At 64.8% G+C, this 22,394-nt stretch carries 13 protein-coding genes and 3 pseudogenes; 6 read left to right on the top strand and 10 right to left on the bottom strand.

The window, feature by feature from the left end; genetic code table 11:
• The first annotated feature begins 201 nt into the window (after positions 1 to 201).
• A complete protein-coding gene (locus J7F03_RS34805) occupies positions 202 to 732 on the top strand; it encodes a hypothetical protein (RefSeq protein WP_214956664.1) in 531 nt (176 codons plus the stop codon).
• Here the strand turns inward: J7F03_RS34805 and J7F03_RS34800 are convergent.
• From J7F03_RS34800 to J7F03_RS34790, 3 genes are all read right to left on the bottom strand, one after another.
• The gene (locus J7F03_RS34800; RefSeq protein ID WP_214956662.1) at positions 712 to 1,785 is read right to left on the bottom strand and encodes a hypothetical protein; all 1,074 of its coding nucleotides are present in this window, start codon (positions 1,783 to 1,785) and stop codon (positions 712 to 714) included. The genes J7F03_RS34805 and J7F03_RS34800 overlap by 21 nt on opposite strands.
• A 351-nt stretch (positions 1,786 to 2,136) precedes the next feature.
• Complete coding sequence (locus tag J7F03_RS34795; protein ID WP_251072952.1) at positions 2,137 to 3,321, bottom strand: ISAs1 family transposase; 1,185 nt, start codon at positions 3,319 to 3,321, stop codon at positions 2,137 to 2,139.
• Between the two features lie 322 nt (positions 3,322 to 3,643).
• Positions 3,644 to 4,051, bottom strand: a complete 408-nt coding sequence (locus tag J7F03_RS34790) for a hypothetical protein (protein ID WP_214956658.1) — start codon at positions 4,049 to 4,051, stop codon at positions 3,644 to 3,646.
• A gap of 351 nt (positions 4,052 to 4,402) precedes the next feature.
• Here J7F03_RS34790 and J7F03_RS34785 point away from each other — a divergent pair, with 351 nt between their 5' ends.
• Together J7F03_RS34785 and J7F03_RS34780 are read left to right on the top strand one after the other, a co-directional pair.
• The gene (locus tag J7F03_RS34785; RefSeq protein ID WP_214956656.1) at positions 4,403 to 6,109 is read left to right on the top strand and encodes an AAA family ATPase; all 1,707 of its coding nucleotides are present in this window, start codon (positions 4,403 to 4,405) and stop codon (positions 6,107 to 6,109) included.
• A gap of 358 nt (positions 6,110 to 6,467) precedes the next feature.
• Positions 6,468 to 6,581, top strand: a pseudogene (locus J7F03_RS34780) (IS5/IS1182 family transposase); the annotation flags it as partial.
• A 155-nt stretch (positions 6,582 to 6,736) separates the two neighbouring features.
• Here J7F03_RS34780 and J7F03_RS34775 read toward each other — a convergent pair.
• Positions 6,737 to 9,997 carry a VCBS repeat-containing protein gene (locus tag J7F03_RS34775; RefSeq protein WP_214956654.1) on the bottom strand — a complete coding sequence of 1,087 codons (3,261 nt, stop codon included), beginning with the start codon at positions 9,995 to 9,997 and terminating at the stop codon, positions 6,737 to 6,739.
• A gap of 303 nt (positions 9,998 to 10,300) precedes the next feature.
• Here J7F03_RS34775 and J7F03_RS34770 point away from each other — a divergent pair, with 303 nt between their 5' ends.
• From J7F03_RS34770 to J7F03_RS42830, 3 genes and pseudogenes are all read left to right on the top strand, one after another.
• A complete protein-coding gene (locus tag J7F03_RS34770) occupies positions 10,301 to 17,206 on the top strand; it encodes a polymorphic toxin-type HINT domain-containing protein (protein WP_214956652.1) in 6,906 nt (2,301 codons plus the stop codon).
• 1 nt (position 17,207) lies between these two features.
• Entirely contained in the window at positions 17,208 to 17,657 is a 450-nt protein-coding gene (locus J7F03_RS34765; protein WP_214956650.1) for a hypothetical protein, read from the top strand.
• A gap of 248 nt (positions 17,658 to 17,905) precedes the next feature.
• Positions 17,906 to 18,103, top strand: a pseudogene (locus J7F03_RS42830) (hypothetical protein); the annotation flags it as partial.
• Positions 18,104 to 18,117: 14 nt separating this feature from the next.
• Here the strand turns inward: J7F03_RS42830 and J7F03_RS34760 are convergent.
• The 6 genes and pseudogenes from J7F03_RS34760 to J7F03_RS34735 form a co-directional block, all read right to left on the bottom strand.
• Entirely contained in the window at positions 18,118 to 18,873 is a 756-nt protein-coding gene (locus J7F03_RS34760) for a transposase family protein (protein WP_214956648.1), read from the bottom strand.
• 178 nt (positions 18,874 to 19,051) lie between these two features.
• Positions 19,052 to 19,414: pseudogene (locus J7F03_RS34755) on the bottom strand (tyrosine-type recombinase/integrase); the annotation flags it as partial.
• A 487-nt stretch (positions 19,415 to 19,901) separates the two neighbouring features.
• The gene (locus tag J7F03_RS34750) at positions 19,902 to 20,411 is read right to left on the bottom strand and encodes a hypothetical protein (RefSeq protein WP_214956644.1); all 510 of its coding nucleotides are present in this window, start codon (positions 20,409 to 20,411) and stop codon (positions 19,902 to 19,904) included.
• Between the two features lie 107 nt (positions 20,412 to 20,518).
• A complete protein-coding gene (locus tag J7F03_RS34745; RefSeq protein WP_251072951.1) occupies positions 20,519 to 20,758 on the bottom strand; it encodes a hypothetical protein in 240 nt (79 codons plus the stop codon).
• A gap of 2 nt (positions 20,759 to 20,760) precedes the next feature.
• Positions 20,761 to 21,075: a hypothetical protein gene (locus J7F03_RS34740; protein WP_214956642.1), complete on the bottom strand. Its 315-nt coding sequence runs from the start codon at positions 21,073 to 21,075 to the stop codon at positions 20,761 to 20,763.
• A 289-nt stretch (positions 21,076 to 21,364) separates the two neighbouring features.
• A partial coding sequence (locus J7F03_RS34735; protein WP_214956640.1) for an RHS repeat-associated core domain-containing protein occupies positions 21,365 to 22,394 on the bottom strand: 1,030 nt, incomplete at its 5' end.

The raw sequence follows: 22,394 nt of genomic DNA, 5'->3' as shown, positions 1-22,394 counted from the left end.
TCGTGTCGCACACTGAGCACGTGATTTGGCGAGTTGAGCACGAGGCTGAGAGCGCGTACGGCGGCAAGGGATTGTCCAACCCGCATGTCTGGCCACATTGGCCCTGCGCCCACCCTCTGTTGTCGCCGCAGAAGGTGAGGAGCCAGCCTCGTCGTCCGGCTATGACCCCGAAACCAGGGAAGCTGGGACACACTCAGGGGTGTGACAGCTGCCATCATCACAGCCAGCGCGAGCATCGTTGTTGCAGTGCTTGCCTTCCTGCTGAACCAACACTCCCAAATCCGACAAGAGCGTCGGCAGGCTCGCCTCGTACGCATCAATAGCCAACTACGAGACCTATATGGGCCGCTAAACACTCTAGTTGACACAAATGAGCAGATTTGGGAGGCGTTGCGTGCGACAATCCTCCCGGCACGAGATGAGCGGAACCCAGAGGCGGGGACAAGCGAGTGGCTGCGATGGCGTGATCAGGCGCTCATGCCCACCAATCGACGTATGCGTGACCTGGTTGTCGAGCATGCGGACCTGATTATTGAAACGGAGGCCCCAAAGCCTCTGCTTGATTTTTGTGCCCATATTCTCTCACTGGAAGTTGCAATCATGGAGGAGGCGGAAGGAGTAAACCGTCGCGCCCTGATTGCACACCCTGGAGATGAATTTACCAGTTACGTTCACGACTCTTTCATTCACCTGAAAAATCAGCAACAGCAACTACTCGGATCCGTTACTTAAGCGCCTTTCTCTGAGGCAGCCTGGGCAGCATGAATCGAGACTAAGCTGAGGCCAGGTGGAGTTCCATAGTAGTATTTTGACATTTTCCGCCAGGCATTGCTCGTCGGTTCGTGTGCAGTACATACGTGAGTGGGGTTTCGTCAAGGGGCGGCGACAGCATGCTCGGTTCCCCAACCCCCTGGTCAGGGACGCCCGAAGGGGTAGGTGATTCAAGTGGAACAGTGTGCGCAACGCAAGAGCCGTAACTAAATTCTGCTCTTCGGCGGTCCGTCTCTTTTCCCACCTCACAGATTCATGAAAAGCGACTCCCGCACCATCAAAGCAAATCACCGAGAAGTACTCCTCCTGCTCCGCAACACTGCCGCGACGATGGGCTTGAGGCTTTAGGATCGCAGCGATGTGTTTGTCATACGCTTCGGTCAAGCTGGGCGAGGTTGCGAAGTAGCTAAAAACGTCCTGGAGGAAGTCGTGCTCGTGAATCCTTCGTGACAGGAGAAGGACAACCCGCTCTCGTGGGAGATGCTTGGCAACATGCTCAAGTTCCCGTTTGGTGTGTTTCCCTTCATTTACCTGAATCATGACCAGTGATGCTCTGGATGCGAGTTCGACAACCCAGTCAAACCACTGTTCATTTGAAGCATACATGCGCTTTGCGCCAGCTTGCGGCAATACTTCCCCAGGCTGCCCGAGGGCGACAACTTGACCGTAAGCCCGTTCCATGGCTAGGCAGAGGAGCTCCTCCTCTGTGTATGCAATGCGCTTCTCTTTTAGATCGTATTTGCTGTACTGAAATCTCGCCGATTTCCGATCCGCGCTAAAGGTGCGCAGATAGAGGGCGAAACCTCCCTCGATATCTGCCGGGGAATTAAGGCTCTCTGCTTCCAGCCTGCGCGCCCACCTCTCCAGCGTGTAGGCGATCCATTCGACGCGCAATAAACCGATGATCATCACTAGAATGACAATGATTAGGATGAGCCAATCGGGGGGCGAAGAGAATGTGCTCACGTCAGTGAAGGGGTAAATGGTGAGTGAAGCAAGGATAAGCAGGGCCACGAAGCAGCAAGAATCCTTGTGCGTCTTGTCTAGGGTCAGCCCCTGCAGGTAGAGGGAAAGTGTCTTGAGGAGGATCCTGGCGATCTTTCGGGTCTTCTTTCGTGGATGTAACCTCAAGTGTCCCCCCAGGGGCAAGCATGTTGCGACAGGATTTCAATTTGACAGTCACTTAAGTGCTGGCTGGGCAGGATACCGACAGCTTCTGGCTTCTGACGCTGGATCGGCATTTCCCGTGTGTACGGCTCGTGCCCTGCGGTGTGCTCTCGCCATGGGTGACGTACAGGCCGACGATGTACCGGCAGGGCCAGTGTGGTCCAGGGTCATTGCATGATCGGGATCTGTCCGGGTTGATCACGTGAGGCCGAGAGTCGTCAGCGGTCGGCGGTAGTCGCGGCTGGTGCGTCGGAGGGCGGCGGCGATGTTGGTCTCGCCGTTCTGGCGGAAGAGGCTGATGGCGAGGTTGCGCAGGCTGGCCATGGTGCGGGGCAGGGTCCCGGTGCGGACCTTGGAGTCGTCCTCGCGGAAGGTCCGGTCACGTACGTGGTGCAGGAGATTCTCGATGCCCCAGTGGCCCCTGATCCAGGCGGCGAGCTCGGCCGGGGTGGCGTCGAAGACATCCAGGCTGGTGATCAGGTAGACGCGCTCGATCGTCAGCTTCCCGGTGGCGAGGTCGCGGCGCCATCGCACGACTTGGATCGCCTGGCGGGCGCCGGGGTAGCCGATGTGGCGGAACGCGGCGACCTTGAGTCGGCGGATCTCATCGCGGTGGTGAGCCCGTTCGCGGGTGTGGTGGTCCAGCGGGATCTCGGCCCAGGGCAGCTTCCTGACCTGCGCATACAGGCCGGGGTGGTTCTTCTTGACGATGGCCAGGTAGTGGGCTCCGCGCTCGATGAGGTAGGCGCCGTGGCCGTGCTGGGTGTGCAGGGCGTCACCGGTCAGCACGGTGCCCTCCAGATCAGTCGTGTCCAGCAGAGGCTGGAAGGCGGGTATTTCGTTGCTCTTGGAGGCGATCTGCCGCTGGGCCAGGACTACGCCGTGGTGGTCCATTGCGGCCAGCAGCTGGATCGCGGTCGTGGTCGGGGTGCGCGAGCCTCGCACGGTCTTGCCGTCGACGGCGATGGCCCGCAGGGCCGGCCGTTTCGGGGGTGGTTCGGGTGGCGCCGGTGGTGGGGTTCTGGCCTGCAGGTATGCGCCGATGGCCGTGTCCAGCGCGTCGCCGTCGACGTGCTGGAGCAGGCGGCGGACGGTGGCGGCGTGCGGCACCGTCCGCAGGCCGGTGAGCGGGTCGGCCGGAAAGCCGAGGAGTCCCAGGACGTGCTGCGGCGCATCTGTGATCCATTCACTGATCGCGATGAGCGAGCGGGCACCGGTCAGGACCGCCGCCGCGGCCGCACAGAGCAGCGCGTGCGCCGGATACCGTCGCCCGTTCCGTCCGCGAGGATCGGGCACCAGATCCAGGAAGCGCCGCAGGCCAGCGGCGTCCTCCTCGGTGGTCCGGGCATTCGGAAGGGCCAGTTGTCCCAGCCCGGCTGGCATGGGCGATGATATTCGGGCAGGCACGGTCTCGCTCGGTTCTCATGGGTCTCGACAACCACATGATCACCAGCACCGTGCCTGCTCTGCTTCCCGGGCTCTTCTCGCCCCAAGCCAGGACATGACGTCACGTCACACCCGAGACCGGCGAACCGGACCGACCGCCTTCACGCAATGACCCTGAGTTCATGTGGGACTGCAGCTAAAAGAGCGCCCCGCCGCGGCGTGGCGCCCGGCGCCGGGCCGAACGGGCTTACCGTCACCGAGGAGTGAGGCGCTCGCCGCATCGCGGCGGCCGGCGATGGAAGCGCCTGTGTGGTTCGTATCAGCCCGCACTCCACATGCGTTCCAGAGCTGCCGCGGTCCTGGCGCTGCTCTTGGCACGGGCCACGATCCCTGTGCAGAGGTCCTGCAGGGCGTGAGGATCGTGAAGCAGGTGGCCTTCGACGACTGCCCAGCCGGGCGTCCCGTCAGGCGCGGTCAGGGGTACGACGTGGTGATCGGTGCGGCCGGTGATGAGGACGGCCAGCAGGCCCAGATACTCCCGTTGCAGTTCCGGGCCGAAGCCGCCGCCGTCGGGGCCGGAAAGGATCGCGGGATGCCCGCCGGCCAGCAGGACGCAGGTGGCGTCGGTGGCGCGGACCACCGCCTCGAAGTCAGCCGGGCCCAGGCGCTCCCGTGCCTCGTGTAGGTAGACGTCAAGTAGGTCTGATCCCTCGTCCTGTGTGTTCATCCCTGTCCCCCGTACCCGGATGCCTGCGGCGACATTACGCCCGGCCAGAAGCGTTGTCCGGTGCTTGCGCACGCACGAGAGTCGTTCCGGCCGACGGAGCGCACCCCTGCGCCGGGCGCAGTGTGGGCAGCTGGGTGGTAAAAAGAGCGGTGAACGCCGCCGTGGTGAGCTGAGCCACCGGGTACGGATGCGCCGTGGCACGGTGAAGTCGCCAAGCCACCTCCTCCTCGGTGATCGACGGCATCACCGGCCGTACTACCTTATCCAGAGCGCGCAGTGATGCTCGACCAGTAGGCTTCCTCGACCACCAGCGTCGTGTGCAGAGCGGCGCGAGGGCTGCCGGGGGGCCACATGCCGGTCACGTTCGCCGTCTCTTCAATCGCACTCGCCGGAGGCGTCACCATCACGCCGCCGAAGAACGGCATGACACTCTTCATCGGTCCCAACAACAGCGGCAAGTCGCTCCTGCTGCGCGAGCTCGCACCGTACGTCGGAAACCCGACCCTGCTCGCCGATACCAATCGGTGGGTGCGTTCGGTGAGCTGCGATGCAGAGGGCACTGGTGAGGAGTTCCTGGCATGGCTTCACGAACGTGGGTACCAGCCCTGGTACCAGGAGGGCGATCTGCGCTATCACCTCGCTGAGGGTGTGGATCTCCCTGCCGGTACGGCCAGGCAATGGTGGGATCAAAGGCGGCTGGACTCAATGCGTCCGGCGCTCCTCTGTACGCAGTGGACTGACAACCGGCTGACGGTCGCCTCGCAAGCCGGCCCATGGGACTACCTCATCCCCGGGGCCTTGCCCATGCAGCACCTGTTCAGGAGCCGTGACGCCGAGAAGGCGCTATCGGCTCTCACGAGGCAGGCGTTCGATGTGCCGGTCACGGTGGACCGCTACAGCCAGGTGATCAACCTGCGCGTGGGTGAGACGGGCATGGATGACATTCCTCATGGTGATGCGCCGCAGGAGCTCTACGACGCGTACCGCAGCCTGCCGCTCGTCAGCGAGCAAGGGGATGGATTCCGCAGCTTCGTCCAGCTCCTCCTCCACACCATGCTCCAGCCCAAGCCAGTAGTCATCATCGATGAGCCAGGAGCCTTCCTCCACCCCCCGCAGGCCCGCCTCCTAGGCCGGCTCCTGGCCTCTTTGGAGGGCCAATCTCAGGTGTTCGTCGCCACGCACAGCGCGGACTTCCTTGCAGGCGTCCTCGACGCTCAGACCGACCGCAAAATCTGCCTCGTGCGTCTCGATCGCACCACTGGCGCTCCCACCGCCCGCGCGCTTGAACCAACCTCGGTCAAGGACCTGCTCCGGACCCCACTGCTGCGCTACTCCAACATCATCTCCGGTCTCTTCCACGACCGTGTCGTGCTCTGCGAGTCCGAGGGTGACTGCCAGTTCTACGCGGCCACCTTCGACGTCACGAAGGACCCCGCGAAGCCGGAGAACGCCCTCTTCCTACACACCAACGGCAAGCCCCGCCTCGCCGAGACAGCTCGCCGCCTCCGTGAGTGTGGAATCCCAACCGCCGTCATCGCCGACCTCGACCTTCTGCGCACCAGCGGCGACGTCCGGAAGGCCGTCACTGCCCTTGGTGGTGCCTGGGAGGACGTCTCCACCGACTTCAAAGTGCTCAATGATCACGCCAACGAAAGCCGGACAGCGCTTACGGTCGCCGAGTTCCGCAAGCAGATGAACGACGTACTCGGGCGGGCTGGCGACAGCAATCCAGTACCCCCGGAAGCAGCAGCCAGGATCGGCGACCTACTCAAAACCGCGAGCGGATGGAAGCACCTCAAGAAGTCCGGGCTCAGCGCACTCAACGGGACTAACGCCTACGCCGCGGCCGCACGCCTAACGACCGTCCTCGCCAGGCTGGGCGTCTTCCTAGTGCCCGTCGGCGAACTCGAATCCTGGATCGCCGGCATCCCGTCCGGCAACAAGAGCGCCTGGTTGGAGAAGGTCTTCGAAGAGGGGCACCACTTGCGCCCAGACACCCATCTGACCCAGTTCTGTGCCCAGATCCGCGACCACCTTGATGGGCTGACCAGGGCCTAACTCCCGGAGGCGGGTGCTGTTGATGCATGCCTCGCAGGCCGGCTGGACACACGACAGCGCGAGCAGCCACCGGTGTGGTGACGGCCCGCGCCGGGGTTCGTCGTCTCAGGCGACGGACCGCAGTCCCTCATACGTCTGACACACGGGGGACCAGTTTCGTGTCCGTACGACCAGGAAGCGGGTTCGTAGACGACGGTGGTGTCGGGGCAATCCTCCGCCAGACCCAGGACCGCCTGGCGTTCGGCGTCGTCCGCGGCCAGGTCCCAGCGCAGCTTGGTGGCGACCCATGTGGCCGCGTACCGGCAGTGATAGCCGGCGGCCGACGGGAGCCACTGCGCCGGATCCTTAACCCAAGGACGCCACCGGATTCATCGTCCTGCCCCGCCATTGGGTCGTCGAACGGACCCTTGCCTGGCTCATGCACGCCCGCCGCCACGCCAGAGACTACGAACGACTCGTCCTGCACAGCTAAAGGGACTACGGTGGCTGTGCCTGCCAGGGCCGCACGGCCCTTCGCGCTGCAAGACCTGCATGGCCTCTGTAGAGCGGTCCACCGGTCCCCCGTTCATGCATGTGTGGCCCCTGGCGTTCCGCCAGGGGCCACACATGTTGCTCAGGTATGAAAGGTCAGAAGATTCTGGCGATGCTGGTGGCCCAGCCGCTTCCTCCGACGAGGAGGGGAGGCTTGGTGCTGGTGGGTCCTCCTGCGTAGAAGAGAAGGCAGCCGGTGGGGCAGGTCGTGGTGGCTGCGGTTCCGGTGCTGTCGACGTAGTCGACTACGTAGTTGGGGTCCGCTGGGGTGGTGGCCCATATGTCGCTCAGCTGGTCGCCGGCTTTGGGCTGGAACTCCTTGTACTGGATGAGGGTGCCGTCGTCGTTGACGCTCTTGCTGACGACGGTGCCTTGAGCGTTGCCGTTGCTGGCGACCAGGGGCCGCTTGTCGGGCAGCCAGCCGCTTTGGGCGTAGATGGCCCCTTGGTGATTTTCACTGAAGACGCTGTAGACACCGTTTGTGATGCGCCCGCGGTGGAGGAAGAGGTATGAATTGAGCCTGTCGCGGGTGACGATGTCCTTGATTCCATCGCCGTCCATGTAGCCGACCGTCACGACTTCGTGGTTATCCCAGCCTCCGATGGGCCCGGGGATTTTGGTGGGGTTGGCCTGGAGGTCGAAGGGCTCTCTCTGATCCGCGGAGCCGTCGGTGACCGTCTGGCCGGAGTAGAGGCTCATGCCGACGCTCATGCAATAGCCATCCTGATAGGCCTCGCATTCGAGGGTGAGCAGGTCGTTGCCCTGTACGTAGCCGACGTCGGTGCGTTGGTTCATGTCTCCGGGGGAGACGATCTGCTGGAGTCGTGCCCAGCCTTCGGTGCCCAGGCGGGAAGGTGTGGCCAGTTCGACGCGGTTTTTGAGGGCGCCTCGGCCGGTTCCGGGGTAGATGTAGAGCTTGTTGCTCTTTAGGCGGACGATGGCGTCTTCATAGCCGTCTGGTGCGGCTGCGGGGCTGGTGAGGTTGACGAAGTCACCTCCGTGCGCAATGAGGGTGCCGTCCCATCCGGAGGTTCCGACAGCGGTCATATTGACCTGTCCGGTTCCGTCACTGGCGTAGAGGCGCAGGCCGCCGTCGGGTTCGGTGGCGAGCATGTCGGTGTAGCCGTCGCCGTTGAGGTCGCCGTGGAGGTCTTTGCCGGCCATCTTGGTCAGGGGGCTCTGCCCGGGCGGGTAGATGAAGCTTGCCGGGGTGGTCTTCAGGATCGCGATGTCGGCCGCACCGTCGCTCGGTGAGTGGTTCCCTGCCTTGTCGAAGGCCAGGATGTACAGGGTGCTCTGGGGGCGGCCGGTGGGGATGACGTCGATGACGGCTTCAGTGGCTCCGCTCGCGAGGGGCACCCAGTTGGCTCCGGCGCAAGGCGTGCTGGAGATGGGGATGGGCCGGTCCATCAGGTGGCAGAAGCCGGCGAGATCGTTCGCCGGATTCTTCAGCTTGACCCGCATTTTCGTGCGCGCCTGCTGAGGAGTGAGGGCCGTGCCATCCTCCTTCGTGACCGTGACGCGGGCGGTGGGTCCCGTCTTGTCGACGCTGAAGGCGCAATCGCCGGTGTAGGGGCTGTAGGCGCCTTCGTCGTCTCTGGCCCTGACCTTCCATTTGTAGCTGCCGGTGGGAAGATTCTGGGCGAGGACGGTGGCGGTCGCTGTTCCGCCGCTGGCGACGGTGGTGACGTTGGAGACAGGGACGGCCACTCCCGCGGCGGTGGTAACGACGAATTCGGGGGTGACGGTACCGCCGTCCCTGTCCTGGAGGCCGGCGGTCAGCGCGAGGCCGCTGTTGCCGATCATGGCCGAGCAGGGAACGGGCTTGTTGCCGTCTGCGCCCGGTGCCCAGTTCCCTTCGAAGGCCCCGCTCGCGATGACCTCGGGCTTGAAGTAGTACTGGAACTCGAGGACGGGGTTGTTGCGTAGTCTCTTGAAGCTGTTGACGTTGCCGAGGTACGAGTCGGGAACGCGCAGGCCGATCGCGACCGGGTTCCAGCCGTTGGTGACGAAGTCCTGGACGTAGGAGGTCAGGGCTGAGGACTTGAAGTCGTAGCCTTGGACGCCGGGGCAGTAGGTGGGGTTGCCGTGGGCGAAGTTGCCCTGGGCGAGCTTGTAGGTCCAGAAGTTGTTGCGCGTATTCCAGGTGGGTGTGGTGGCGTCGATGCTCTTGGAGGCCCACAGTTCGGTGGGGCCGGCCGCGGAAGGGTCGCAGCCCCAGGAGTGGGTCTGCTCGACGGCGAAGGTGACGTCCCCGATGGTGGCGCCCTTGAGTCCGTCCAGCTTCATGGAGAAGAAGGCCTGTGTGTTGCCGGACCCGTTGTAGCCGACGCGGGGCTCGTCCGCCGGATTGTCGGACTGCCAGCCGTCACCCCACTTGTACGCGGAATTGGGGGTTGCGGAGTACACGGTGGCCCAGATCCCCGTCGTACCGCCGGTGAAGGGAGGGTCGATGATCAGGGGGAACCGTGTGGCCGAGGCCAGCAGTTCGGGGTCCGGGGTCAGGGTGAGGGTGTTCGCGGTGACGTCCGCGCCGACATCCGCCTGTTGAGGGGCTGTCGGCTCCGGTGTCTCCATGAGGAGGACGCTCTTGGCCTGCGTGGCGGACTTTGCGAGGGGAGCCGGCGCCTCGGGGGCAGGCTGCTGCCACATTGTGGGCTTTGGAGCGCTGAAGATGACCTGACCGCCGGCGTCCTTGGCCAGCAGCTCATCGCTCGCGGTGTCGTCAAGCGTGACTCCCTGGGCGGTGATTCCGAGCTTGATCTCCTTCAGCGCCGGGTTGGCGGCGGCCTGGGGGGTGTTGACGATGAGGTGCTGGGCGAAGCCGTCGACCTTCGCGATCAGCTTCAAATCGATATCGGGAAGCACGGACTTGTAGAGGGCGGTGTTCTCCCCCAACACCGGCTCGGGAAGCCTGCCGGGCCAGGTCAGGGCGAGTTTTTTGCCTGCCTGGTCCATCGCGACGAGGGGTCCGTCCCCGCCTCCGGAGAAGTTGATGCCGAACGCGGCTGTGGGGCCGATCGTGCCGTCCTCGCGCTTGGTGACGGTTGCATCGGTCCGGCGCCATATCGAGTCGTGGCGTGTCCAGACGGGGAGGGTGAACTGCTTTTGCGTCAGGCTCCCGTCGGGGTTCGCGTAGGTCTCCGCGTATTCGGTACGGCGGTCGATGATCTCGACCCGCTCACCGGACTCCTTGGCCAGGGTGAAGGCCTTCACCTCTGAGGCCGACTTCTGGGCGCCGGCGGTACTGCCGGCGGGGGTCGTCTCGGCCGCTGTCGCCGTGCCGGGCTCGGCGAGCAGGGCGACTGAGGTGAGCGGGAGGAGGAGAGCGAAAAGGGTTGTGAGTGAGCGGGGCACGCGGGCACCGGCTCTTCGGTGGTTCATGGGAGTTTCGCGTCTTTCTGAGGCTGTCAAGGCTGTGGATCACCGCAGAGTAGGCGACGTGCTTCGCATTGGCATAGCAGAACCTGAGTGTGCATCAACACTGCCGCATGACAAACGGATCCGGAATGATCCACTTCGGGACACCTAGGCGTGTTTCTGCAGGTCAACTGTGATCAGGAAAGGTCTTGCGCTCACCCCTCAGAGGCATGTTGGCTGCGAGTTTATCTGTCTCTTAATTCCCGTGGGGGGTTTGCTGTGTTTAAAAGGACGGACTCAATGTCCGAATTGTCCGGAGGTGATCGTTTTCAGAGAAAACGGTATATTCGGACCTCAATTGTCGGGGCGACATCGGCTGCCTTGACCGTTTCCCTCCTCACCGGGCCTGCATGGGCAGGCCCCTCCGTCTTCAAACCTCGCGAGGTTCAGAAGACCGCATCCGTCAAGGGCAAGGACCTCAAGGCAAGCGCGGGCAAGGCCGCGGCGAAGGCCCCGGGTTGGAAGCCCGCACCCGTCAGCTGGCCCACCGCCGGCACCGCCGAGGTCGCCCTGCCCGCCGCTTCACCGCTGGCGAAGGCGAACGCCGGCACGCCGGTGCGGGCCGGGTCGCTCCCCGTGCGCGTCGCTCAGCCCGCCCAGGCCGCCCCTGCTACGGGTGCCCCATCCGCGGCTCCCGGCAAGGGCGCTCAGCCTGGCCCGTCCCGGGTCCGAGTCACGGTCGCCGACCACAAAGCCACCCAACAAACCGGCATCACCGGCCTCCTACTGTCCGTTCAGCGCTCCGACGGCTCGACGGGGGCCGCCGCCGCACAGGTCGAGGTCGACTACTCGACGATCAAGGACGCCTACGGCGCGAACTGGGCCTCCTCGCTGCGGCTCAGTCAGCTGCCCGCCTGTGCGCTGACGACACCCTCGAAGCCCGAGTGCCTCAAGGGCACCCCCCTGCCCACACAGAACAATGCGAAGACCTCCACCCTGACCGCGTCCGTGGACCTGCCGGCATCTGGCACGCCGTCCGCTCTCGTCAAGTCCGCGCCCAGCGCACTGGCCGCACCCGCCGGTGGCATGACGGTCCTGTCAGCGGATGCCTCCGCCGACGGCTCGGAGGGCTCCTTCGAGGCCACCTCTCTCGCGCCGTCCGGCTCGTGGTCGGCGGGCGGGAACTCCGGATCGTTCAGCTGGAACATGCCGGTGACGGTGCCTCCGGCGCCCGGCGGGCTCGGCCCGAAGGTGGGCCTGTCGTACAGCTCGTCCTCGGTTGACGGGCGTACCGGCTCGACGAACAACCAGGCTTCGTGGGTCGGTGAGGGCTGGGAGTACAACCCTGGCTTCATCGAACGCAAGTACGTCTCGTGTGAGAACGACAAAAACGGCGGCAACAACACCAGCAAGACCGGCGACCTGTGCTGGAAGTCGGAGAACGCGACGCTTTCGCTGAACGGCTCCAGCTCGGAACTGCTCTGGGACGCCGGCAAGGGCGTGTGGAAGCTGTCGAACGACGACGGCTCCCGCGTCGAGCGGATCTACGACTCCCCCGGCAACAGCTCGGGAGACAGCGACTCCGAGTACTGGCGGGTCACCACCACGGACGGCACGCAGTACTGGTTCGGTAAGAACCGCCTGCCCGGCTGGACCACCGGCAAGGAGGAGACGGGCTCGGTCAACTGGGTGCCCGTCTTCGGCAACCACCCGGGAGAGCCGGGTCACGGAGCGGACTTCGCGTCCTCCAGCGTGACCCAGGGCTGGCGATGGAACCTCGACTACGTCGTCGACCCCCACAACAACGCCATGGCCCTGTACTACACCAAGTACGGCGGCTACTACGCGAAGAACGGGAAGATCGACGCGTCGGCCCTGTACACCCGCGACAGCACCCTGAAGAAGATCTCCTACGGCCTGCGCGCCGGCCAGGTCTACACCCCGGCGCTGGCTCCGGCTCAGGTCACCTTCACTGTCGCCGACCGCTGCACTGCGGGCACCTGCACCCTGGATGCCGCCCACGCCACCGACTGGCCCGACGTCCCCGTCTACCTGGACTGCAAAGCCGGAGCGCAGTGTCTGCAGGGCGGTCCGTCGTTCTGGTCGACCAAACGCCTGACGGACATCAGGACCTACGCCCTCTCGGGCGGCGCGCACGTGCCCGTCGACAAGTGGATACTCTCCCAGTCCTACCCGCCGACCGGTGACACTACGAAGCCGGCCCTGTGGCTGGACTCCGTCACACACACCGGCCAGGCCGGCAGCCTCACCGACGCAACACCACTCACGACCACGTTTGCTGCCGGCACGCCCATGGCCAACCGGGTTGACGGGGCCGAGGGCCGACCGCCGATCAACAAGTACCGCATCACCCAGATCACCGGCGAGACCGGCAGCAGCACCCTGGTCACCTACCACTCCACGAACTGCACCCCGACCAGTCTCCCGACCGCCGACGACACCAACACCAAGCGCTGCTACCCCTCCTGGTGGACCCGCGACGGAGCCGTGGAGGAAGTCAAGGACTACTTCCACAAGTACCTGGTCGCCAAGGTCGAAGAAGCCGACACCACTGCCGGCACCGGCTCCCCCTCCAAAACCACCACCTACACCTACTCCGGTGGCCCGAACTGGGCGCGTGACGAGAGTGAGTTCACTCTCGACAAGCACCGCACCTGGGGCGACTTCCGCGGCTACCGCACCGTCCGCACCCTGACCGGCACCACCAACCGGCTCAAGAGCGAGACCGACTTTTACCTCGGCATGGCCGGCGACAAACTCGCCAACGGCACCCCCCGCACGGTCGCGGCCATCAACGGCGTCACCGACCGACGCGACTTCGCGGGCAAGGTATCGGAAACCCGCACCTACGACGGCGAAGCCGGCCCGGTCGTGAACAAGACCACCCACACTCCGTGGGTATCGGGCGACAACGCCTCCCAGCCGGTCACCGGCATTACCGACCCTGACAAGCCGGGCGTGGCAGGACCGACACTGACCCCTAAGGTGGCCCGGTACTCCGGAACCACAACGACCGTCGGCAGCAAGCTCCTGACCGACGGAACCTGGCAGGCGTCAACCTCCACCCGGACCTACGACACGACATACGGTCTGCTCCTGACCGAAGGCAACGACGGAGCGAACACCACCGAAGCCACCTGCACGGTCACCCAGTACACGACCCCTGATGCGGCGAACTGGTTCATCAACTACCCGAGTCAGATCACCTCCACAACGGCCAAGCCCTGCACGGAATACACCTCGGCCCAGACCGTGACCAGCGCCAGCCGGACGTCATACGACGGCCAAGCCCTAGGTATTGCGCCCAAGCCCGGTCTCGCCCTCCCCACCAAGGCCGAGAAGGCATCCAAAGTGGATGCGAACAGCCAGCTCGTGTGGGAGACCACCGGTCAGGCGACGCACGACCAGTACGGGCGCGCTCTGACCTCCATGGGCCAGGACGGGCAGACCTCCACCATGGCCTATACGCCGGCCACGGACGCCCAGCCCACCAGCATCACCGTGAGCGACCCCAAGGGCCACACCGCCACCAGCACCTACGACGGCCTGCGCGGCCTGGTGCTGACCACGACCGACGCGAACAACCGCACCGCCGCCTCCCAGTACGACGCGCTCGGCCGCCTCGTCAAGGGCTGGGCAGCCGGCCGTTCCACCGACCAGCAGCCCAACGTCACGCTCACTTACAACCTGTCGACTACCGCACCCTCCACCGTCACTACGAAGAAGCTCTACGAAGACGGCTTCTGGGGCACCTCGGTCACCCTCTACGACTCGCTTCTGCGTCCCCGCCAGACACAGAGCGACGCCATCGGCATCACGGGGCGGGTCATCACCGACACGTACTACGACGACTACGGGCGCATCCGGCGAACCAACGCCCCGTACTACAACGACAAGCCGACCGGCACAACGATGCTCGTCGTCCCCGACAACCAGATCCCCAGCGCCGTCGAAGCCCGCTACGACAACCGCAGCCGGATGACAGACTCGATCTTGCTGTCCCTGAACACCGAGAAGTGGCGCACCACCACCACCTACGGACCCGACTGGCAGGCCGTCGTCCCGCCCCAGGGCGCGACCGCCACCCTGGCCGTCACCGACGCGCGCGGCCGCACCGTGGAGCGGCGCGACTACAAGGACCGCAAACCCGTCATCGGCGCGGCGGCCACCCAGTACGAGAAGCACACCTACGCCTACGACCGCGCAGGCCAGCTCTCGAAGATAACCGACAACTCCGGACGCAATGCCTGGACCCACAGTTACGACCTGCGGGGACGCCAGACCGAGACCACCGACCCAGACAAGGGCAAGAGCACCACCGTCTACGGCGCCGACGGCCATCCCCAGAGCGCCACCGACGCTCGAGGCGTCACCCTGGCCAGCACCTATGACGAGCTCGGCCGCCCGACAAGCCTGCGAAAGGGCACAGCCGCCGGCACCAAGCTCGCCGAGTGGACCTACGACACCGCTGCCGACGGCAAGGGCCTACCCGCCACCGCTACCCGCTACGACGGCGCCGCCGCGTACACCAGCACGGTCACCGGGTATGACACGACCGGTCAGCCGACCGGCACCAAGGTCACCATCCCCACGGTCGCGGGCGAAGAGAAGCTCGCCGGCACCTACACCGTCTCCGGCACCACCACCCCGGTCAGCGGCCTGCCCGCCACCACCGCCTACAGCACCACCAACAGCAACGCCACCACCGCCCTGCCCGCAGAGACCGTCACCAACAAGTACGGCAAGCAGGACATGCCGGCGATCATCGACAGCACCCTGTCCCAGATCTACCTGCGAGGCGCCTCCTACACCCCCTTCGGCGAACTCGCCCAGGCCAGCATGGGCAACCTGGGATCACTCGTCTACAACTCGGTGTGGTACGACTCCCTGACCCGCCGGGTAACCAGGTCGGACGTCGACCGGGAGGCCTCCGGGCCGATGACCCTGTCGAGCACCACCTACAGCTACGACCCGGCTGGCAACATCACCCGGATCACCGACCAGCAGGACGACGCCGCGGTCAAGGACGACCAGTGCTTCACCTACGACTGGGCGCGCCGGATGACGGAGGCCTGGACCTCCGGCGATGACTGCACCACCAAGCCCGTGGGCGGCGTGGGCACCCCCAACCTGGGGAGTGTCGACCCGTACTGGACCAGTTGGACGTTCACCGACACCGGCCAGCGCGCGACCGAGAAGCAGCACAAAGCCGGGCCCGTCACCGCGGACACCACCCGTACCCACACCTACCCCGCGGGCACCACCCCCGGTCACGAACTGCTGACGGTGACCTCCACCGGCGGTGCCACCGGGACCGACACCTTCGCCTACGACACCAGCGGCAACCTCACCACCAAGGACACCGCGGCTGCTGCCGCCCAAACCCTGACGTGGAACGACGAAGGCAAAATCGCCACGTCAACGGTCTCCGGCGCCACCACCTCGTTCCTCTACGACACGGCTGGCACCCGGATCCTCAAGCGTGAGCCGGCCACCACCACGCTCTACCTCCCCGGCGGCCAGGAACTCATCCTGACCAAGGCCACGAACACCGTCACCGGCAACCGCTACTACAGCGTCCCCGGCGGCAGCGCTATCCGCTCCAGCAGCGACGGCCGCGTCCGCTTCCTCATCGCCGACCACCACGGCACCAACACCCTCTCCATCAGCGCCACCACCCTCTCCTACAACCGCCGTAAGTCCCTCCCCTACGGTGGCCAACGCGGCGCAACCCCGGCGTTCTGGCCCGGGCAGAAGGGATTCGTCGGCGGCGACACCGACACCACCACCGGCTTCACCCACATCGGCGCCCGCGAATACGACCCGGCCACCGGCCAATTCATCAGCGTCGACCCCCTCCTCAGCCTCGACCTCCCCCAGTCCCTCAACGGCTACAACTACGCCAACAACAGCCCCATCACCTCATCCGACCCCACCGGCCTCCGAACGGACGACGGCACCGGCCACAGCGAAAAGCCCGACGGCACATCTCCTTTCAACCCGGTCACCCCGGGCGGTACGGCACCGAACGTGTGCAGTTACAACGACCCCGACTGCGGCAGCAAAAGTGGCAGCACCAGCAATAGCGCGGGCGCCGTGTCGAAGGCCGTGAGAGCACGCGAATCGGCCCACACGAGTCTCGCTCGCGCACACATGGACGACGCAACATACGCCACCTGGCTTTCCAGATACCAGAAAAACCTCAACGGCTACATCGAAATGGAAAGCCAACGAGGGCTTGAGATCCTCACAGAGGGCGACGTCGACGCTGCCGCCGCAAACGCATGTTTTGGGCCCGACGCCGTTTACTGCCCAAAATCGATGCTGGCTGCCCTAAAGACGGCAGAATGGCAACACGTCCTCGAATCCGGAGCAATTGCCGAAATCGGCGGAGGGCTCGGGGGAATCAAGGGTGGTGTAGGCAGCGGGAAGGGATCTCCCGGATGTAACAAATGCTTCCTTGCTGGAACCAAGGTCCTGATGGACGACGGCACCACCAAGAACATCGAAGACATCAAACTCGGCGACAAAGTCCGGGCCACCGACCCTGAAACAGGGGAAACAGGGGACCGCGAAGTAACCCGCCTGATCGTCACCGAAAACGACAAGAAATTCAACACGCTCTCCATCGCAACCGAGGACGGCATCAAGGAACTCACCGCCACCCACGAACACCCCTTCTGGTCCTCCTCGGCGAACGCCTGGGTAGAGGCAGGAAGCCTCACCTCTGGGTCTACACTCCTGACCGACGAGAATCAGACCGTCATCGTCACAGCCAACAAGCCCTACACACAGCACGCTCGCACCTACAACCTCACCGTCGACGACCTCCACACGTACTATGTGCTGGCGGGGGCCACGCCTGTACTGGTTCACAATTCCGATTGCCCGTTGGCTGGCGGGTTCCCGAAAAGGCCACTCCAGAGAGATCAACACGGAAATCCGATTCCAGACCCGAGGGCAGAAGGTGCGCCTCACACAACCCTGGGAACTCGAACCGGGCGACGCAGTAGTTACGGTCAGGCAATAGAATGGGACGCTAACGGACAGCCGACTCGACTCATCGATTTCACCGACCACGGGAGACCGCAGAATCACGAAAATCCACATCAACACCCCTACATGCCAAACCCAACGGGCGGCACACCGCAACACGGTCACGCCGAGCCACTAGAATGGCCATAGAATGTCGGTCTCAATTGAAATCCCAATGCATGGCCACCCTGACCTCAAGGTAACTTTTTCAGATGTGGTCAGATGCGCTGATGAGCTGATCCGCAGGGAGGGCAGAACGTGGGTGTGGAGAATCCTGGAGTTCTTCGGAACTGGGGTTATGCCTGACGGCATGTCCGTCGAAGAGTTCGAGCAGGCCGCCAACTTGACCCCAGGTGGTGTACTGCTCGACTGGAACGGAGTCATAGATTTTGCGAGCGGGGTTCAGCACACGTACGACCTCCTCCTAATTGCGTTCGAAGAAGATGTTGCTGAATTCGATGCCGACGCAATAGATCTTGACAACTTGGCCTGCTATCCGTTTACAATTCAGGCTTTCGACAGCGGCGAATGGATGGTGTCGGCGCGATCAGACTCGGCCGATCTGACCAATTTCGAAGAACTTAGGAGCCGGGTCAGCTGACCCGACGGCCCGCAGCTACATTCCGAGGGCCCACGTCGCCTTAATAGACCCTGGGAGTTTGGTCGAGTAATTACTCGACCAGACTCCCAGGCATTTGACGCAACACTGACGCTGAGGTTGAAAGGATGGGGTGACGGGTTACGGGGGCTCCACTCCGAGTCCGGTCTCGGCCATGAAGCCGTCGAGGATCTCGGGCCAGCGCCGGATGTGCGTAGGCGGTTCTTCACGAATGGGGTGAGGACCTCGATGAAGACATCAAACTTGGCGACAAGGTCCGTGCCACCGACCCCGAAACAGGGAAAACGGGAGACCGCGAAGTCACCCGCCTCATCCGCACCGACAACGACAAGCAATTCACCACACTCTCCATCGCCACCGAAGACGGCATCTACGAACTCACAGCCACCCACGAACACCCATTCTGGTCACCCTCAGCCAATACATGGAGCCCTTTTCAACCTCATGTTGAGGCGTGGTGAAGGACGAGGACGGCTTTCACCACGTCGGTGATGCGGTTGGTGCTGCAGCGGAGCTTTCGCAGGAGGCGCCAGCCCTTGAGGGTGGCCATGGCCTGTTCTCCGACGCAGCGGATCTTGGCGTGGCTGCTGTTGTGTCGTCGCTTCCAGCGCTTGAGTCGGCGGCCCCGGAAGGGGACTCGGATGTGGCGGCCGGCGCCTTGGTAGGCCTTGTCGGCCCAGCACTTCAGTCCTGCGGCGGCGAGCGCGTCGACGATGCCGTGGCTGCGGGCAGCGGTCAGGTCGTGGGTGGAGCCGGGCAGGGCTGGTGATGCCCAGAGGAGGCGGCCGAACGGGTCGGTGAGGACCTGCACGTTCATGCCGTGCCGCTTGTGTTTCCCCGAGTAGTACGGGGCGTCGGCGGCAATCCGGTCGATTGGCAGCAGGGTGCCGTCGAGGATCACGAATGCCTTCGTCTGGGCCGTCTCCATCGCCTTGGCCAGCGTCGGTGCGAGAGCGGCCAAGACCTCGATGGCCTCGCGTATGTACCGGTAGACGGTCGCGACGCCGATTCCGAACCCAGAGGCAAGCTGGGCGTAGGTGTCTCCGCACCGCAGATGGGCCAGTACGAGCAGGGCCTGACGGCCGGCGGGCAGGCGCCGCCACCGGGTCCCGATCTCTTGCTGCCGGATGGTGAGCTGCTCGGTCAGGTGCCGCAGGGTGCGGCTGGACAGATCGATGGAGGACGGGTAGACAAGCACACGAAGCTCCTGGCGGACACGGGTGATCTTGGTCGAGAACCCGTCTACCAGGAGCTTCGTCGTTCCGTACAGCCCTCACCCACCAACACCACGACCACGCAGCCAGGTTGGAAAAGGCTCACTGGATTAATTTCCGGTGGGGCTTCAGGTGTGTTTGACGGCAACGCTGACGGCAACGTCAGCGGACGACGGCTGCGGCGGGTGGGTCATTGGGGTCGTCGGTAAGGCCGAGTACGTCGCCCAGAGCGTCGATGGCCTGGCGTTGGAGGCGGAGGCGTACGTTGGCGTAGACGCCGGCGGTGACGCCGATGTGGGCGTGGCCGAGGAGTTCCTTGATGACGACGAGATCGACGCCTTGTTCCAGGAGCAGGGTGGCGGTCGAGTGCCGGAGGTCGTGGAAGCGGATCGTCCGGAGTCCGGCGCTGTGGAGGAGGCGACGGAAGCGGCGGGTGAGGTTGCCGGGGTCGAGCGGCTTGCCCTTCGGGGTGGTGAAGACGAGCCCGTTGTCCGTCCAGCCCGGTCCGGCTTCCTGACGTTCCTTCCTCCTGCTGTTCCTAGCATCGGGGCGAGCTGGTCGATCACGCCCGCCGTTTGCTGGCCACCAGCACTGATCGCCACAACCGAGACCGCGTCCTGGACGCGCTGCAGGCATGGGGTCACGACACTAGTGATCTGAAGAACGCAGCCGACGTTGCAGCACGCGAACGTTACGCCCGTCTCAGGGCCCACCGCACTTCCCGGGAAGGCAACTGGACCGGTGGATACAGCGAGGACCCGCCGTTCTGATTCAGCGATCCGGAGTGCCCCAGCCAACCGTTGATCACCGAGAGTGGCCACGCCACACAACGCGGGTTCTCGACGATCGTCTCCACACTCGGCGCGTTGACGCCGAGGGCGCTCAGGAACTTACGGAATGCCATGCCTCTCCCCGTTCACTGACCGGCTCCCCCACCGGTCGATGAGGGCGCTCTCAGCAGCGGGTCTGGTGCCGGTGTTCGGGCGTTGACCGGGCAGTCGGTCGGACCCGCTCACCCGAGGCCCTGCTCCTTAACGCAGGCGATGTCGAAGCCCGTCAGCCCGATCGTGCCGTGGACTTCCTTGTACTCGGCGACGATCCTCCAGCCGCGCTGCTCCAAGACCACCAGGGACTCGTACACCTTGCCCTTCTTGTCCTTCTTCTGCTCCTTCTTCCCGGCGTCCTTCCAGTCGCGCCTGCCCAGCTCGCGCACCGTGTCCTCGAACCGGGCCAGGTCGGCCGGGATGGCCTCGGTAAAGAACCCTCTGAAGGGGACCACGCACAACCCGGACGCCCCCTCCTCGCCCACCTTGCGCCATTCCGGGTCGGTCGCCGGCGCGCCCGCGGCGGCCGCCGAGGTGTCGATGTCCGCCTGCACGACCTCCCGCTGGAGCGGACCGGTGCCCTCCGGCCGGGGTGGCACCGGGCCGGACGCGGCCCCCGCCCCCGTGCCGCTGCCGCAGCCCGCGGCTCCGAGTGCGATGACCGCTGTCACCACGGCAGCCCACTTCGTCCTGCTCATAGCCCCGTCCCCAGGTCAGGGGGTCGTTCGCCCCCGTGTTCGAGGGAGGAAGTCTGCCACGGTGCTCCCGCCGGAGGGGCGCCGGGCCCCTCCGGCGGGAGCACCGGTCAGCCGTACAGCTCCTCGATCTCCGTCGCGTACCTCTCCGCCACCGCCCTCCGGCGCAGTTTCAGCGTCGGGGTGAGGGTGCCCGCCTCTACGGTGAACTCCCCCGGCAGGACCCGGAAGGCGCGGACGCGGGCCGGGCGGGAGACCGTGGCGTTGGCCGCCTCGACCGCTTCCGCGACGAGGGCCCGTACGGCAGGGTGCTCGCCGGGGGCGAACGGGGTAGATCCGGTCGTCGCCATCATTAGCAGCGCACGCGGGCAATATCGCCGCGGATCCACACTAGGGCGCGTTGGAAGACCGGCATGCGGGTTCCGTCCGATGCCTCGAGTTCCAGGCCGAGGTCAGAGATCGGGCCCAGGAATTCAAGCAGCCCAATGCCCTCGGGGTCTGCCTCCCGCCGGTCCTGCCACTGGGCGAAGGCCTCGTAGAGCTCTCGGACTGCTGGCCAGTCAGGCCCGGGAACGAATCGGCAGATGAACCAAGGCATGTCGACCGCGTACTGATGCAGGTCGCCGACAAGGTTGGGACCATGCATCAAACGCCATGTCGGTTGCATAGGGGACTCCAGGTTCGGTGGACGACGTGGTGGGTCTGCACTCCATATTCTCCTCGAGGCTGGTGTGCGAAGATACAGACATGGGCTGGAGTGGTTCGTTTCCCATCTAGTTCCGCCTGCGCAGGAGCTTCTGGGGGGAATCTCTGCAGCGCCTGTCCAGCGCGCCCCGGCGAAAGACTACGTGGATATTCAGGCAGTGGCTCGATCCATGGCTGGTCAAAGAGCAGGGGCCGGTCGGCCTCTCCAACCACGCAAAAGTGCATGGCTGGAGAGGCGTCCCCTTAAAATTTCAGTGACCGTGGGGCCAGTCCAAGTCCTCCAATATCTTCCATCGGGGGGTCCCTGCCGGCCAGAACCCGACAATTGGATCAGTCGGGAGTCTGAATTTCACTAGAACCTCCATGTCCCTGAGGGCTGTGCCGGCTACGTCTATTCCCATGAGGTCGAGGACGTGGGGCGGGACATCGACGTGATGCCAAACTTGGACCACCTCTCCATGAACTCTGTTGAGGTCAACAGCAATGAAACCGGCAGAGTTCGTGCTATACCGTCCGACCGCGACCCTCGAGTCGCGCGTCAGTGATATCCATGGAGATTCCGAGGCTGTGCCATACGCGATGTGTTGCCACGGTTGCATATTGGCATTGGCCCCTGGTCTTACGAGACTCGCTGACGAGCCTTCTCCGATTCGGAGGGACCGGAAAGCGTACTGGGGACTGAGTGCCACTGCCGCGCTACCCGTGCTCGGGACGGTCGCAGTGCGCCCGAACAGTCCCTTTCCCCACCTCCAGGCTGGGCCGAGGAGGCTGGGGGCGCTGCCTCCGGCGGCTCCGAGGAGGAGGTCTGCGGGTGTGGTGGGTAGGCATTGGGCGGTGTTGATTGCCCAGGTGTAGGCGGCGCCGACAGCTGCGTTGGTCAGGGCCGATACGGCGAGGGCGCGGCCTCCGCTGAGGCCGAGGCTGGTGGCGAGGCCGGCTCCGGCGGGGGCGAGGAAGGCTGCGCCAGCGCCGATGACGGCGCCCTTACCGGTAGCTATGGCGAAGTCGCGCCAGCTGAAGTCGCCTTGATGGGTGAGGGCGTAGATGCCGCCGCCGAAGACGGCTCCGATTCCTGCGCCGATGCACATGGGGCAGGCGCCGGAGGGGTCGGAGAGGTTCTTCGGGTCGTTGTTGGCGTAGGCGTAGGCGGAGTGGTTGGGGCTTCCGTCGGCTGCGGGGACGGGGTCGACGCTGGTGAAGCGGCGTTGCATCGGGTCGTAGGAGCGTGCTCGAAGTTGGAGTCGGTCGGGGAGGGATTGGTCGTTGTACTGGCCGGTGAAC

This window comes from Streptomyces sp. ISL-43, from assembly GCF_018614195.1.
GTDB lineage: Bacteria > Actinomycetota > Actinomycetes > Streptomycetales > Streptomycetaceae > Streptomyces.
Note: the sequence above shows the minus strand (reverse complement) of the source record. Positions and strands in the feature narration are given on the sequence as shown.

What these genes read in the sequence shown, in the direction of transcription:
- J7F03_RS34795 (WP_251072952.1), bottom strand. Translation starts at nt 3,321, where the DNA reads ATGCCAGCCGGGCTGGGACAACTGGCCCTTCCGAATGCCCGGACCACC.
- J7F03_RS34790 (WP_214956658.1), bottom strand. Translation starts at nt 4,051, where the DNA reads ATGAACACACAGGACGAGGGATCAGACCTACTTGACGTCTACCTACAC.
- J7F03_RS34785 (WP_214956656.1), top strand. Translation starts at nt 4,403, where the DNA reads ATGCCGGTCACGTTCGCCGTCTCTTCAATCGCACTCGCCGGAGGCGTC.
- J7F03_RS34770 (WP_214956652.1), top strand. Translation starts at nt 10,301, where the DNA reads ATGTCCGAATTGTCCGGAGGTGATCGTTTTCAGAGAAAACGGTATATT.
- J7F03_RS34765 (WP_214956650.1), top strand. Translation starts at nt 17,208, where the DNA reads ATGTCGGTCTCAATTGAAATCCCAATGCATGGCCACCCTGACCTCAAG.
- J7F03_RS34750 (WP_214956644.1), bottom strand. Translation starts at nt 20,411, where the DNA reads ATGAGCAGGACGAAGTGGGCTGCCGTGGTGACAGCGGTCATCGCACTC.
- J7F03_RS34745 (WP_251072951.1), bottom strand. Translation starts at nt 20,758, where the DNA reads ATGGCGACGACCGGATCTACCCCGTTCGCCCCCGGCGAGCACCCTGCC.
- J7F03_RS34740 (WP_214956642.1), bottom strand. Translation starts at nt 21,075, where the DNA reads ATGCAACCGACATGGCGTTTGATGCATGGTCCCAACCTTGTCGGCGAC.